Raw genomic sequence first — 15,330 nt, forward strand, 5'->3', positions numbered from 1 at the left:
TCGGGCGCTAGTGTCGTGATCAAGATAGAACACGTTTCAATTCCTTGGAGGTCGCATGTTCGAGTGGTCCGACGAAGACCTGATGGTGCGTGACGCCATCCGCGGTTTCATCGAGAAGGAGGTGAAGCCGCATGTCGACGAACTCGAGACCGGTCAACTCCCGCCGTACGACATCATCCGCAAGATGTTGACGACTTTCGGTATGGACACGATGAACACCGAAAGTCTGGAAGCCGAACTCGCGGCGGAGGAAGCCGGCGAGGAGCGCGCGCCGGGCGGCGGGTCCTCGACCCTCGCGAACTCGATGTTCCTCATCCTCAATATGGAGATGGCCGGCGTCAGCCTCGGAACGATCGCTTCCATGGGTGTGTCGCTGGGGCTGACCGCGTCGACGATCCGTAGTCGCGGCACGCTCGCCCAGAAGCGTCGGTGGCTGCCGGACCTGGTCACCATGCGCACCGTCGGCGCCTGGGCGATCACCGAGCCGGACAGCGGCTCGGACGCTCTCGGCGGGATGAAGACCTCGGTCCGCCGGGACGGCGACGACTATATTCTCAAGGGCAACAAGACGTTCATCACCAACGGTCCGCACGCCGACACGATCGTGGTGTTCGCCAAGCTCGACGAGGGCGACGGCACCCCGATCCGTGACCGGAAGGTGCTGACCTTCGTGCTCGACGGTGACATGCCGGGTCTGACGCGCGGCAAGGCGTTCAAGAAGATGGGCATGATGAGTTCGCCGACCGGCGAACTGTTCTTCGACAGCGTCCGGCTGACTCCCGACCGTCTCCTCGGGGAGACCGAGGACACCGGCAAGGACAAGCGGGGCGGCGACAGTGCGAAGTCGGGCTTCACCGCCGAACGCATCGGCATCGCCGCACTCTCGCTCGGCATCATCAACGAAGCCCAGCGGTTGTCCATCGACTACGCGAAGAGTCGCACGCTGTGGGGGCAGGAGATCGGCAAGTTCCAGCTGATCCAGCTCAAGCTCGCCGAGATGGAGATCGCTCGACTCAACGTGCAGAACATGCTGTTCGTCGCGATGGAGGCGTCGAAGGCGGGCAAGCCGCCGACCCTCGCGCAGGCGTCGGCGATGAAGCTGTACTCGGCGCGGGCGGCGACCGAGGTCGCGATGGAGGCGGTCCAGCTCTTCGGCGGGAACGGCTACATGGCCGAGTACACGGTGGAGCGGCTGGCTCGCGACGCGAAGTCGTTGATGATCTACGCCGGATCGAACGAGATCCAGGTGACGCACGTCGCGAAGGGGCTGCTCGCCTGAGCGGCTGACCGATCGACGAGTGGGGGGGGGGGGGGGGGGGGGGGGGGGGCCCCCCCCCCCGGGGGGGTGGGGGGGGGGGGGGGCCCCCCCGGCCCGCCGGCCGGCCCGCGGGGGGGGGCGGCGGGGGCGCCCCCCCCCCCCCCCCACTCGTCGTTTCGGTCTCGGGGGTGTCAGACCGCCGATGCAGTCTCAGCGGGCACAGCGGCACGACGGTAGTCGAGGTACTCGTCGACGATGTCGCCCTTGCGGAGTTGTTTGACGTCGGCAGACACCGCCATCGTCATGGTCCACGGCGCCTGCGTCCCCTGCTTCGGCAGTCGGTCCAGGGCGCGCTGCACATAGCCTGCGGCGAAGTCGAGGAGCGGACGGGTCGGCATCGCCGGGTCGGCGACGGCACGCACGGACGTGTGCTCGGTCGCGTCCATGTAGGTCAGCATGCGGCAGAAGTATTCGCAGAGCAGCCCGATCTTCAACGTCCACGACGAGTTCGTGTAGCCGATCGCCATCGCGAAGTTGGGGATGCCCGACAACATCATGCCGCGGTAGGCGACGGTGCTCGAGAGGTCGACGGTCTGGCCGTCGACCTTGATGTCCATGCCGCCGAAGAGCTGCAGGTTGAGGCCGGTCGCCGTGACGATGATGTCGGCGTCGAGTTCGGTGCCGTCCTCGAGGAGGATGCCGTTCTCGGTGAACGTCGTGATGTGGCCGGTCTCGATCGACGCGGTGCCCTTGCGGATGGCCTTGAACAGGTCGCCGTCGGGTACGACGCAGAGCCGCTGATCCCACGGGTTGTACGGCGGGTTGAAGTGGGTGTCGACGTCGAAGTCCTTCGGCAGCTGCGCCGCGTTGGTCGCCCGGATGATCTTGCGGGCGGGCTTCGGGTACCGCTGGCAGAGGTTGAAGACGATCTTCTGCTGCAGAATGTTCTTCTGTCGACTCAGGGCGTAACCGCGTTCGGCGCCGAGGACCTTCTTCATCGCGTTGGAGACCACGTCCTCGCGGGGGAGCGGGATCACGTAGGTGGGGGTGCGCTGCAGCATGGTGACGTGCTCGGTCTTGTCGGCCATCGACGGGACGAGGGTCACCGCCGTCGCGCCGGAGCCGATGACGACGACCTTCTTGCCCGCGTAGTCGAGGTCCTCGGGCCAGTGCTGCGGGTGCACCACCTGGCCGGTGAACTTCTCGATGCCGGGGAACTCGGGGGTGAAGCCCTCGGCGTAGTTGTAATAGCCGGTGCCCGAGAAGATCCAGCGCGCGGTGATCACGAAGTCGTCGCCGGCCTCCGAATCCTCGTCCGTGTCGTTGCGGTGGACGGTGACGTTCCACAGTTGCTCGGCCTCGGACCAGTCGATGGAGGTGGCGCGGCGGTTGTAGACGATGACGTCGTCGAGGCTGTCCTCGGTGATCGCCTCGTGCAGGTAGTCGAGGATGCGCGGAGCATCGGCGATAGCCTGCGGGTCGCGCCAGGGCTTGAACTCGTAGCCGAAGGTGTTCAGGTCCGAGTCCGACCGGATGCCGGGGTACTTGAACAGATTCCACGTGCCGCCCGCGACGTCGCGGGACTCGAGGATCGCGAAGCTCTTCGACGGATGCTCGGTGCGCAAGTAGTGGCCCGCGCCGATTCCGGAGATGCCCGCGCCGAGCACGAGGACGTCGAGTGGGCCCTCGGTGAGGATGGCGTCAGTAGTCATGGTCTGTCCGTTCTTGTCGAGATTCTTCGGCGGGAGCGAGATCGTTGTGTATCAATGATCGTTGTAACAGTGGGGTCTGTGCAAGTGTGGAACAGACCAGATTTCGACACTTTTCGGTGCATAATGCACCAGGTGAACCAGTTGCCTGTGGATACTCCGGTCAGCCCCGCCGTCGCCGAGCTGATTCGAGCCGGCGTACGTGCCGTGATCGACGCGCCGCCCGAATGGATCGACGAGCTCAACGCGGCGGCCATCAGCGGGGCCGGGATGCAACCTGTCGCAGGCGACTCGCCGCTCCTCGAGGTCGCTCTGCGGATCAACGCCGGAAACCTGTCGCATTGGGCAGCGGTCAACATGATCGAGCCGGGTGTGCGGGTGCCCGTCGCGATCACCGAGGAGGCGCGTGCCTACATTCGAGATCTCGCCCGCCGCGGATTCGACTCGGGTTCGCTTGACTCGTTCCGGACGGCGCAGAACGTCGCCTGGCGACTCTGGATGCAGATCTGCTTCGGCCTCACCGACGATCCGGCACTGCTGCGGGAACTGCTCGAGGTCACGTCGACGTCGATCGCCCAGTTCATCGACGACACCGTCCGTGAGCTCGCGGAGCTGATCGACACGGCGCGCGCCGAGCTCGCCGCGGGCACACATGCTCAGCGCCGCGCCGCGGTCGCGCTGGTGCTCGAGGGTGCACCGATCGCCAAGGATCGGGCCGAGCGTCAGTTGCGCTATCGGCTCGACGGGCCGCATACGGCGCTGGTGCTGATCGGCGATCCGAGCACGCCGCCGGAGGAGCTCGAGGCGACGTGCGAGTCGATCATGGACGCGAGCGGCGTGACTCGGCGGCTCGTCGTGGTCTCAGGAGCGTCGGAGCTGTGGGTGTGGCTGCCGACGGCCGACGTCGTCACCGGCGACGTCGAGGCGACGCATCCCGGGGTCCGCGTGGCGATCGGTTCGGCGGCCGACGGCCGGGACGGGTTCCGCACGAGTCACTTTCAGGCGCTCACCGTCCGACGGTTGTTGCGGCGCTCGCGGTCGTCGAGACGGGTCGCACGATACGAGCAGGCCCGACTGGTCGCGTTGCTCGGCGACGACCAGTCGGCTGCCGACGAATTCGTCGCGACGACGCTCGGCGAGTTGAGGACCGCCGAGGAGCAGGTTCTCGTGTGCGTCCGCGAGTGGTTCGCTGCCGGATGCCGCGTCAGCGAGACGGCGGCCGCCTTGTTCACACACCGCAATACGGTCCTGCGTCGCCTGGCACGTGCCGAGTCCCTGCTCCCGACCCCGTTGCGCGAGAACGCAGTTCACATCGCCGTCGCGCTGGAACTGCTCGACTGGGCTGCGTGAGGCGTCGCTGTTCCAGTCGATCGAGCGAGTCGAAGCCGCATCGACCAGGCTTTACGCGGGCCGGTAGGGGACCGAGTCGCTGACGAGTTCGTCGATCGCGATGCCGTGTCCGAGCATCGGGAACGCACGCTGCGAACACGCAGGGCGGTCGCAGACCTTGCACCCGGCGCCTATCGGGACGACCGTGCGCGGATCTGAGAGGTTGATTCCCGTCGTATAGACGAGTTCGTCGGCGTGCGCGAGATCGCAGCCCAGCCCGATCGCGAACTCGCCGGTCGTCGACAGGTGGCTCCCCGCCGCGATGTCTGTGGTGCGCGCGAGCCAGAAGTACTTGCGGCCGTCGGGCATCTCGGAGACCTGTGTGTGAATGCGTCCTGGCATCGAGAACGCGTCGTGTACCACCCAGAGTGGGCAGTTGCCGCCGACGCGCGAAAAGTGGAACGCCGTCGCGGACTGTCTCTTGGAGATGTTCCCGGCGCGATCGACCCGGACAAAAATGAAGGGGATCCCGCGATCGCCGGGACGCTGCAGCGTCGACAGTCGGTGACAGACCGTCTCGAAACCGACTTCGAACCGTCGTGCCAGCAGACCCACGTCGTAGCGCAATTCGCGTGCCGTGGACGCGAACAGGCCATAGGGGAGGACGAGTGCACCAGCGAAGTAGTTCGCCAACCCGACCCGTAAGACTGCTCGAGACGTTTCGGCGACCGTTGAGGCGGCGATCAGAGCGTCGATCTGTTCGGCGTGCGACAGCAGCGCCAACTGGGTAGCCAGTTGGAATGCGCGCTGGCCGGCGGTGAGGCGTCGCGCCAGCGTGACGGTTGCCGACTCCGGATCGAATCGCCGTTTCGCCGTCGACGGATCCGTCGACGAGCCGATCGTGACCCGGATCCCGTAGACGTCGTCGAGGTGCTGCGCCAACTGCAGATCGAGGCCGCCGACCGTGAACCCAGCATCGATGAACAGATGCTCGGCAGCGGTGTCGAGTTCGGTGATGTGGTTCCGGCGGTCGTAAAAATAGTCCCGGACCTGTTCGAATGGAGTCATCGGGACATCGGGAGGTGCAGTGTCGGCGGACCGCTGGTCCTCGAGCGCGGTCGTCGCCGCAGTGAGCCTGCGATTCAGGTTCACCAGTGTCCGCCCGACCGATGGCATGCGGGAGACGAGTTCCGTGATCTCCGCGCGGTCGGCCGATTCGCCGTGTGACAGGAGAGCGTCCGCGACATCGGCCGACAGCCGCGCGTCTCCCGAGTCGGCGAAGAAGTCGGCGGGCAGGTCGAACGCGGACGTGAGATTCAGCAGGACGGACACCGTGATGGGGCGGTGGTCGTTCTCCAACTGATTCACATACGTCGTCGACAGGTCGACGCGCCGAGCGAGGGCCGCTTGACTGATGCCGAGATCGGCGCGCAGTCGGCGTAGTCGCGCGCCGACATAGGTCTTCGCCATGCGTGTGACAATACCGCACTCAGCATACGCAACATACGCAGAATGCGCCGATCTCATCCGCATAAATACGCATCTGCCAGGTCTTTCATTGGTAATTATGTTTTGCGTACGGTGCAACTATGATCAACCACGAAGTACACACACGTCGCAGCGCAGACGAGTTCCCCATCGAGGAGCACCTCGCGTACAAGATCGCTCAGGTCGCCGTCGATCCGGTCGAGGTACCCGCAGACACGGCGGAGATGATCGTCAACCGGATCGTCGACAACGCCGCCGTGAGCGCGGCGTCCGTCGCTCGCCGTCCAGTGACGAGCGCCCGTCGCCAAGCGCAGGCGCGGCCCCTGGAGAACGGCTCCACCGTGTTCGGAATCGACGGTCGGTACGCGCCGGAGTGGGCCGCGTGGGCCAACGGTGTCGCCGTACGTGAACTCGACTTCCACGACACGTTCCTCGCCGCCGAGTACTCGCATCCCGGGGACAACATCCCGCCGCTCGTCGCCGTCGCGCAACGGACCGGTGCGAGCGGCGCAGATCTGATCCGCGGGCTGGCCACCGCATACGAGATCCAGATCGATTTGGTTCGAGGAATGTGCCTGCACGAGCACAAGATCGATCACGTCGCACACCTCGGACCGTCGGTCGCGGCGGGTATCGGCACCATGCTGGGCCTCGACGTCGACACCGTCTACCAGGCGGTCGGGCAGGCGCTCCACCTGACGACCGCGACGCGGCAGTCGCGCAAGGGCCTCATCTCCAGTTGGAAGGCGTACGCGCCGGCACACGCGGGCAAGATCGCCGTCGAAGCCGTCGACCGTGCGATGTGCGGCGAAGGCGCCCCGGCTCCCATCTGGGAGGGCGAGGACGGCGTGATCGCTTGGCTGCTCGGCGGCCCTGATGCGCGCTATACGATTCCGCTTCCCGGCCCAGGCGAGGCCAAGCGCGCGATCGGAGACAGCTACACCAAGGAGCACTCGGCCGAATATCAGAGCCAGGCGCCGATTGATCTGGCCCGACGGATGCGCGACCGCATCGGGGACCTCGACCAGATCGCGTCGATCGTCCTGCACACCAGCCATCACACGCATTATGTGATCGGCACCGGATCGAACGACCCGCAGAAGTTCGATCCCACCGCCAGCCGTGAGACGCTCGACCACTCGGTGATGTACATCTTCGCGGTCGCACTGCAGGATGGCGACTGGGATCACGAGCGCTCGTACGCGCCCGAACGGGCCGCCCGGGCCGACACCGTCGAACTGTGGAACAAGATCTCGACCGTCGAAGATCCCGAATGGACGCGCCGCTACCACTCGGCCGATCCGAACGAGAAGGCGTTCGGTGCGAGAGCCGTCGTCACCCTCAAGAGCGGCGAGGTCATCGAGGACGAACTCGCGGTTGCGGACGCCCATCCGCTCGGCGCCCGACCGTTCGCCCGGGACCAGTACCTCGGGAAGTTCGCTCGCATGGCAGACGGAGTCGTCGACCCCACCGAGCAGGCTCGGTTCACGGCTACCGCCACCGGACTGTACGGACTCGGCTCCGACGACCTCGGCGGCCTCAACGTCCGGGTGCTCGACGAGGTACTCGCCTCCGCACCCGAGACGGGCGAGGGCATCCTCTGATGACGGGGCAGACGTCCGGCCTGTTCAGTTCGGTTGTGAGCGACGCGGACAAGCGCGCGGCGCTGCGCGCCGGACTGACGTCCGGCGATCTGCAGCGGTGGCCGGGAGCGTTTAGTCCGCTTGTCGCGAAGGTCGTCGCCGACGCCGGCTTCGAAGGCGTGTACGTCTCCGGTGCCGCCCTGGCCGCGGATCTCGGCTTGCCCGACATCGGGCTGACGACCCTCACTGAGGTCGCCGCGCGCAGTGGATCGATCGCCCGGGCGACCGACCTCCCGACGCTCGTAGACGCCGACACCGGGTTCGGCGAGCCGATGAGCGCTGCCCGCACCATCACAACGCTCGAAGACGCTGGGTTGGCGGGCTGCCATTTGGAAGACCAGGTGAACCCGAAACGGTGCGGCCACCTCGAGGGCAAGGATGTGGTTCCGACCGAGGACATGGTGCGGCGCATCGCCGCAGCCGTCGGTGCGCGACGCGACCCGAACTTCATCGTCTGCGCGCGCACCGACGCCCGCGGTGTTGAGGGTTTCGACGCCGCCGTCGACCGAGCGAAGGCCTACGTCGACGCGGGCGCCGACCTCATCTTCACCGAGGCGCTCGCCGACGAGAAGGAGTTCGAGACCTTCCGCAAGGCCGTCGACACCCCACTGCTCGCCAACATGACCGAGTTCGGAAAGTCGGACCTGCTCACCACCGATCAACTGCGCAACCTCGGATTCAACGTTGTGATCTATCCGGTCACCACGCTCCGGCTGGCGATGGGCGCCGTCGAATCCGGGCTAGCCGCCATCGCGGAGACCGGAACGCAGGCGGGCCAGCTCGACGCCATGCAGCACCGGGCCCGCCTCTATGAGTTCCTTCGCTACTCCGATTACAACGCCTTCGACCAGAACCTGTTCACGTACACCCGATCTGGGAAGTGACCCATGACCACAGAAACCACCCCCACCGTCTACAAAGGGCTCGCCGGGGTCGTCGTCGATACGACAGCCGTCTCCAAAGTGGTGCCCGAGACCAACTCGCTGACCTACCGGGGCTACGCCGTGCAGGACCTGGCCGCGAACTGCTCGTTCGAGCAGGTCGCCTACCTGCTCTGGTACTGCGAACTCCCGACCGACTCCCAGCTGGCACAGTTCACGCAGCGTGAGCGGGCCAGTAGACGGCTCGATCGATCGGCTCGGTCGGTGCTCGCTCGGACGCCGGACACCTGCCATCCGATGGATGTCGTCCGCACGATGATCAGCTATCTCGGGACCGAAGATCCCGACGAAGACGCCGCCGATCCGGCGACGCTGATGGCCAAGGCTCAGCGGATGTTCGCCATCCTCCCGACGATCGTCGCAGCTGACCTGCGGCGGCGTCGTGGGCTCGATCCGATCGAGCCGCATCACGGACTCGGCTACGCCGAGAACTTCCTGACGATGTGCTTCGGCGAGACCCCGGACCCGGTGATCGTCCGCGCATTCGAGAAATCCATGGTCTTGTACGCCGAACACAGTTTCAACGCGTCGACGTTCTCGGCCCGCGTCGTCACGTCGACTGGATCGGATATGTACAGCGCCGTCACCGCGGGCATCGGCGCGCTGAAGGGGTCGCTGCACGGTGGAGCGAACGAGGCCGTCATGTACGACATGATCGACATCGACACTCCCGACCGCGCTCGCCCGTGGCTGACGACCAAGCTCGACGCGAAGGACAAGGTGATGGGCTTCGGCCACCGCGTCTACAAGAACGGCGACTCGCGCGTTCCCACCATGTACGACGCGCTGGTCGAGGTGTCCGAGTATCTCGGGAACGACAAGTGGCTGCGAATCTACCGCGAACTCGAAGACGAGATGACCTCGCGTACGGGAATCCTGCCTAACCTCGACTTCCCGACCGGCCCCGCATACCACCTGATGGGCTTCGACATCGGGGCGTTCACGCCGATCTTCGTGATGAGCCGGATCACCGGGTGGACGGCTCACATCATGGAACAGGCCGCGTCCAACGCACTGATCCGTCCGCTGTCGGCCTATAACGGGCCGCAGCAGCGCAGCGTCCCGGCCTGACGCGAATCTCTCTCGCAGCCCGACTGGGGTCAACCCCACTGAAAGGACCGAACGACACCATGTTCGCCAAAGTACTGGTCGCGAACCGAGGTGAGATCGCAGTGCGAGCCTTCCGGGCCGCCTACGAACTTGGGGCGGCCACCGTTGCGGTCTATCCGGAGGAAGACCGCAACTGCATCCACCGCGGAAAGGCCGACGAGTCGTATCGGATCGGCGAGACGGGCCGTCCCGTGCAGGCCTACCTCGACGTGGAGGAGGTTATGCGCGTGGCGCGTGAGTGCGGTGCCGACGCGGTCTATCCCGGATACGGCTTCATCTCCGAGAACCCGGAACTCGCTGCAGCCTGCGCTCGAGACGGCATCACGTTCGTGGGCCCGAGCGCGCATGTACTCGACCTCACGGGTGACAAACAGCAGGCGGTGACCGCGGCGCACGCGGCGGGCCTGCCCGTCCTCACCGGTTCGCAGCCGTCGTCGGACGTCGCCGACCTGCTGTCGGCAGCGGCGGACATGGTGTTCCCCGTGTTCGTGAAAGCGGTCGCCGGTGGAGGCGGGCGTGGGATGCGGCGGGTCGCCGACATCGCGGACCTGCCGGAGGCGATCGGTGCGGCGTCTCGTGAAGCGGCGTCGGCATTCGGCAATCCGACGGTCTTCCTGGAGCAGGCCGTCGTCAATCCTCGTCACATCGAAGTGCAGATTCTCGCTGACACCGAGGGAAACGTCGTTCACCTCTTCGAGCGTGATTGCAGCCTCCAACGGAGACATCAGAAGGTCGTCGAGATCGCGCCTGCGCCCGACCTCGATCCCGCGCTCCGTGAGAAGATCTGCGCCGACGCCGTCGCCTTCGCGAAGCAGATCGACTACAGCTGCGCCGGCACCGTTGAGTTCCTGGTCGACGAGCGTGGACAGCACTTCTTCATCGAGATGAACCCGCGCATTCAGGTGGAGCACACAGTCACGGAGGAGATCACCGACGTCGACCTCGTGGCCGCACAGCTGCGAGTCGCCGCCGGAGAATCGCTCACTGACCTCGGACTGAGTCAGGAATCCATCGTGATCCGCGGTGCCGCATTGCAGTGCCGGATCACCACTGAGGACCCGGCCGACGGTTTCCGGCCCGCGACCGGACGCGTCACCTCGTATCGCGCGCCGGGTGGAGCCGGTGTCCGACTGGACGGGGCCGCCGCACTCGGCAGCGAGATAACCGGTCACTTCGACTCGATGCTCGTCAAACTGACCTGTCGTGGATCAGATTTCGCGACCGCGGTCCGCCGTGAGCGCCGTGCGCTCGCCGAGTTCCGGATACGCGGCGTCACCACGAACATAGGGTTCCTCCAGTCGGTTCTCGACGATCCGGACTTCCGTGCCGGCCGGATCACGACGTCGTTCATCGAGGACCGGCCGGACCTGGTCACTGCTCGTCCGTCCGACGACAAGGGCACCAAGCTACTGTCGTATCTGGCCGACGTGACGGTCCACCAGCCGTACGGTCCGTTGCCGACGCCGGTGGACCCCCATACCAAGCTGCCGGTACTGACCCGAGAAGAGTTGCGGAGCCCTCGGGACGGTTCACGACAACGTCTGTCAGAACTCGGACCGGAGGGATTCGCCGGTGCCCTCCGTGACCAGCGACCGCTCGCGGTCACCGACACGACCTTCCGCGATGCACACCAGTCGTTGCTGGCGACACGGGTGCGGACGAGCGGACTCTCGGTCGCCGCGCCCTACGTCGCGGCCACGACGCCCGAACTGCTCTCGATCGAGTGCTGGGGTGGTGCGACCTACGACGTCGCTTTGCGGTTCCTCAAAGAAGACCCGTGGGATCGCCTGGCGCGGTTGCGAGCAGCCGTCCCGAACATCTGTCTACAGATGCTATTGCGAGGGAAGAACACCGTCGGGTACACGCCGTATCCGACGGAGGTGACTGCCGCGTTCGTTCGGGAGGCCGCCGACACCGGAATCGACATCTTCCGGATCTTCGACGCGCTCAACAGCGTGGACGCGATGCGTCCGGCGATCGACGCGGTGCGGGAGACCGCGACGACCGTCGCCGAAGTCGCGATGAGCTACACCGGTGACCTGTCGAGTCCGGGCGAGAACGTATACACCCTCGACTACTACCTGCGTCTTGCGGAACAGATCGTCGACGCAGGCGCACATGTGCTCGCGATCAAAGACATGGCCGGCCTGCTCCGCCCGGCAGCAGCTCGAACCCTGGTGTCGGCGCTCCGCGAGAATTTCGACCTGCCGATACACGTGCACACCCACGACACTCCGGGCGGTCAACTCGCGACGTATCTCGCGGCGTGGGAGGCGGGTGCGGACGCAGTGGATGGCGCCAGCGCAGCGCTCGCGGGCACAACGAGCCAGCCGTCGCTGTCGGCGATCGTCGCTGCCGCCGAGAACACCCCGCACGATACCGGGATCTCGTTGAATGCGGTGTGCGCGATGGAACCGTATTGGGAGGCGGTCCGGCGCGAGTACGCGCCGTTCGAATCGGGAATCCCGGCGCCGACTGGGCGGGTCTACCGGCACGAGATACCGGGCGGCCAATTGTCGAATCTTCGCCAGCAGGCGATCTCGATCGGGGTCGGCAATCGTTTCGAAGCGGTCGAGAACGCATATGCCGCCGCGAACGAACTACTTCTGCGTCCGGTCAAGGTGACACCGTCGTCGAAGGTGGTCGGAGATCTGGCGATCGCGTTCGTTGCGCAAGGGGCGAGCGCAGAGCAGTTCGCGGCTGACCCGTCGGCGTACGACATCCCGGACTCGGTGATCGGCTTTCTGAACGGTGAGCTCGGCGAGCCGGCCGCAGGCCGGCCGGAGCCGTTGCGGACGTCGGTCCTGGCTGGACGGGCTCGGCGCAGCCCGGACCCTGAACTGACTGCCGACGATCTCGAATCGTTGACGACTCCGGGGCCGATCCGTCGGGACGTGCTCAATCGTCTGCTGTTTCCCGAGCCGACTGCCGACTATCACAGTCATCTCGAGACGTTCGGCGACACCTCTCGGCTGCCCGCACATCAGTTCTTCTACGGTCTCCAACCGGGATTCGAGCACCGAGTGAAGCTGCGTCCCGGGGTCGAGTTGTTGATCTCGCTCGAGGCGGTCAGCGAACCCGATGAGACGGGCCTGCGGACGGTCTTGATGACAGTCAACGGACAGTTGAGGTCGGTCTCGGTCCGTGACCGGGGGGTGGACCCGGCAGTCGCCGCAGTGGAGAAGGCCGACCACAACGACCCCAAGCAGATCGCCGCACCGTTCGCAGGCGTCGCAACGGTGACGGTCGGGGTCGGCGAGGCGATCGCGGAGGGCGGAACCGTCGCGACGATCGAGGCCATGAAGATGGAGGCATCCATCACGAGCGCGGTTGCGGGCACGGTGTCTCGTGTGGTGCCCGCCGGCGCGACGGAGGTGGCGTCCGGCGACCTGTTGGTAGAGCTGGCGTGAGAGCCGTCGCCGCAGCCTGAGATATCGCTGTACAACATCAATGCGTCTTAGCAGCTTGGGCCCAGGCTGCTAAGACGCATTGAGTGTGTGACGACCGAACTGAGGGTGCGGCTAGCGCACAGCGTGCGCGGCGGCGACCATATTGGTCAGCGCCTCGGTGACCTCACCGGTGGTGCGGGTCTTGAGCCCGCAGTCGGGATTGACCCACAGGCGGTCGGCCGGAACCGCGGCGAGGGCCTCGCGCAGCGACGCGGTGACCTCGTCGGCCGCGGGCACGCGCGGCGAATGGATGTCGTAGACGCCCGGACCGACCTGGTTGGCGAACCCGATACCGTTGAGGTCGGCGAGGACCTCCATGTGCGAGCGGGCCGCCTCGATCGACGTCACATCGGCGTCGAGGTCGGCAATGGCACCGATGACCTCGCCGAACTCCGAATAGCACAGATGCGTATGTATCTGAGTGGCGTCGCCGACGCCCGCTGTCGACAACCGGAACGCGGTGACGGCCCAGTCGAGGTAGGCGGCACGGTCGGCGGCACGCAGCGGCAGGAGTTCACGCAACGCGGGTTCGTCGACCTGGATGATCGCCGCACCCGACTGCTCCAGGTCGACGGTCTCGTCACGAATCGCGAGAGCGACCTGCTTTGCAGTGTCGGCGAGCGGCTGGTCGTCGCGGACGAACGACCATGCGAGGATGGTGACCGGCCCCGTGAGCATGCCCTTGACCGGCTTGGACGCCAACGACTGCGCGTAAGCAAACCAGTCGACAGTCATCGGCGCGGGACGGACGACGTCACCGAACAGAATCGGCGGACGGACACACCGCGAACCGTACGACTGGACCCAGCCGTTCACGGTCGCGAAGAACCCGTCGAGCTGTTCGGCGAAGTACTGGACCATGTCGTTTCGCTCGGGTTCACCGTGCACCAGGACGTCGAGACCGACCTGCTCCTGGAGCGCGATGACATCGGCGATCTCCGCCTGCATGTGGTGGGTGTACTCGGCGGCGTCGATCGTCCCGGTGCGCAGTGCCTGACGGGCCTTGCGGATGTCCGTAGTCTGGGGGTACGAACCGATCGTCGTGGTGGCCAGGGTCGGCAGGTTCAACGCCGCGTCCTGCACGGTGCGCCGTGCCGCCGAGTCCGAACGGGTCCAGTCTGCAGATGTGAGCGCAGTCAGGCGAGCGCGGACCGCGTCGACGTGCAGCCTCGGGTCGTCCGCTCGGCTCGCGAGTGCAGTGGCTGCAGCATCGAACACGTCGGCCTGGTCGGCGCGACCGTTCGCGAACGCGCGCGCCAGCGCGACGACCTCGGCGTGCTTCTCGCTCGCGAACGCGAGCCAGCCGCGGAGGGTATTGTCCAGGCCGTCCTCGCCAGCCAGCGTATAGGGGACGTGCAGCGTGGAGCACGACGTCGACACCACGAGCGACCCGACCGATCCGCGCAGCGATTCTAGGACGCCGAGCGCAGCGTCGAGATCGGTCCGCCACACGTTGCGACCGTCGACGACACCGGCGACGACTATCTTGCCGCCGAGCCCGGCAGACCTCACGCTCTCGACGCCGCCTGCGACGAGGTCCACGCCGACGGCCTCCACACCGGTGCGGCCGAGCGCCCCGAGCGACTCTCGCGCGTCACCGAAGTAAGTCTGGACCAGGATCGACGGTCGCGAACGGGCCTCAGACAGCGTCGAGTAGACGCTCTCGGCGAGAGCCGGGAGGTTCTCGACGGTGTCGGTCACCAGAATCGGCTCGTCGATCTGCACCCACTGGGCACCAGCCTCGGCGAGACGCCCGAGAAGATCGACGTACAGCGGGACGACCTCGTCGAGTCGCGTCAACGGAGCCGCGGCGTTATCGACGGCCTTCGACAGGGCGAGGAACGTGATCGGCCCGACCACCACCGGTCGCCCGTCGACCCCGTCGGCAGTTGCCTCGGCGAGTTCGGTCAGAACTCTGGTCGCGTCGAGCGTGAACGCGGTGTCGGGGCCGATCTCCGGGACGATGTAGTGGTAATTTGTGTCGAACCACTTGGTCATCTCGAGTGGCGTCACGTCGTCGGAGCCGCGTGCGGCCGCGAAGTAGCGGTCGAGGGGGTCGCTGATCGCCTCGACGCGCTGCGGTAGCGCTCCGAGCATCACCGCGGTGTCGAGCACCTGGTCGTAGTAAGAGAACGTGTTGACCGGAACAGAGTCGATGCCGGTGCCGGTCAGGCCACGCCTGCTCGTCGCTCGTAGGTCGACGGCGACAGCTTCGAGGGCCGCGCGATCCGAACGCCCGGCCCAATAGGCTTCGACGGCTCGTTTGAGTTCTCTATTCGCACCGATGCGGGCGGTGCCCGGAACGGTCGCAGTGAACGGTTGGGCAGTGTGTGTCGTCGTGTCGACGGACATGTGTGCTTCTTCTCCTGCAAACAGTGTTGACGACCGTCGCCCGACAGCAAA

Annotated in this window: 9 protein-coding genes; 6 read left to right on the forward strand and 3 right to left on the reverse strand. The window is 66.2% G+C overall.

Annotation, left to right across the window (positions count from 1 at the left end):
* The first annotated feature begins 55 nt into the window (after nucleotides 1–55).
* Nucleotides 56–1,279: an acyl-CoA dehydrogenase family protein gene (locus tag L5G32_RS09715; RefSeq protein ID WP_237010830.1), complete on the forward strand. Its 1,224-nt coding sequence runs from the start codon at nucleotides 56–58 to the stop codon at nucleotides 1,277–1,279.
* A gap of 170 nt (nucleotides 1,280–1,449) precedes the next feature.
* Here the strand turns inward: L5G32_RS09715 and L5G32_RS09720 are convergent, their stop codons facing one another.
* On the reverse strand, nucleotides 1,450–2,970 hold the full coding sequence (locus L5G32_RS09720) for a flavin-containing monooxygenase (RefSeq protein WP_237010831.1): 1,521 nt from the start codon (nucleotides 2,968–2,970) through the stop codon (nucleotides 1,450–1,452).
* Between the two features lie 132 nt (nucleotides 2,971–3,102).
* Between L5G32_RS09720 and L5G32_RS09725 the strand changes: the two genes are divergently transcribed.
* Entirely contained in the window at nucleotides 3,103–4,317 is a 1,215-nt protein-coding gene (locus L5G32_RS09725; protein WP_237010832.1) for a PucR family transcriptional regulator, read from the forward strand.
* A gap of 51 nt (nucleotides 4,318–4,368) precedes the next feature.
* Here the strand turns inward: L5G32_RS09725 and L5G32_RS09730 are convergent, their stop codons facing one another.
* The gene (locus L5G32_RS09730) at nucleotides 4,369–5,766 is read right to left on the reverse strand and encodes a short-chain fatty acyl-CoA regulator family protein (protein ID WP_237010833.1); all 1,398 of its coding nucleotides are present in this window, start codon (nucleotides 5,764–5,766) and stop codon (nucleotides 4,369–4,371) included.
* A gap of 119 nt (nucleotides 5,767–5,885) precedes the next feature.
* Between L5G32_RS09730 and prpD the strand changes: the two genes are divergently transcribed.
* The 4 genes from prpD to L5G32_RS09750 are packed head-to-tail and all read left to right on the forward strand — an operon-like array spanning nucleotide 5,886 to nucleotide 12,888.
* Nucleotides 5,886–7,388, forward strand: coding sequence for a 2-methylcitrate dehydratase PrpD (gene prpD, locus L5G32_RS09735; protein ID WP_237010834.1), 1,503 nt, complete (start codon nucleotides 5,886–5,888; stop codon nucleotides 7,386–7,388).
* The gene (prpB, locus tag L5G32_RS09740) at nucleotides 7,388–8,311 is read left to right on the forward strand and encodes a methylisocitrate lyase (RefSeq protein ID WP_237010835.1); all 924 of its coding nucleotides are present in this window, start codon (nucleotides 7,388–7,390) and stop codon (nucleotides 8,309–8,311) included. Before prpD ends, prpB begins: the two co-directional genes overlap by 1 nt.
* 3 nt (nucleotides 8,312–8,314) lie before the next feature.
* Entirely contained in the window at nucleotides 8,315–9,439 is a 1,125-nt protein-coding gene (locus tag L5G32_RS09745; protein WP_237010836.1) for a bifunctional 2-methylcitrate synthase/citrate synthase, read from the forward strand.
* 59 nt (nucleotides 9,440–9,498) lie between these two features.
* Nucleotides 9,499–12,888, forward strand: a complete 3,390-nt coding sequence (locus L5G32_RS09750) for a pyruvate carboxylase (RefSeq protein WP_237010837.1) — start codon at nucleotides 9,499–9,501, stop codon at nucleotides 12,886–12,888.
* Nucleotides 12,889–12,999: 111 nt separating this feature from the next.
* Here L5G32_RS09750 and metE read toward each other — a convergent pair whose 3' ends face one another.
* Complete coding sequence (gene metE, locus L5G32_RS09755; protein ID WP_237010838.1) at nucleotides 13,000–15,279, reverse strand: 5-methyltetrahydropteroyltriglutamate--homocysteine S-methyltransferase; 2,280 nt, start codon at nucleotides 15,277–15,279, stop codon at nucleotides 13,000–13,002.
* Nucleotides 15,280–15,330: the final 51 nt, after the last annotated feature.

This window comes from Gordonia zhenghanii (genome assembly GCF_021738965.1).
Classification (GTDB): domain Bacteria; phylum Actinomycetota; class Actinomycetes; order Mycobacteriales; family Mycobacteriaceae; genus Gordonia; species Gordonia zhenghanii.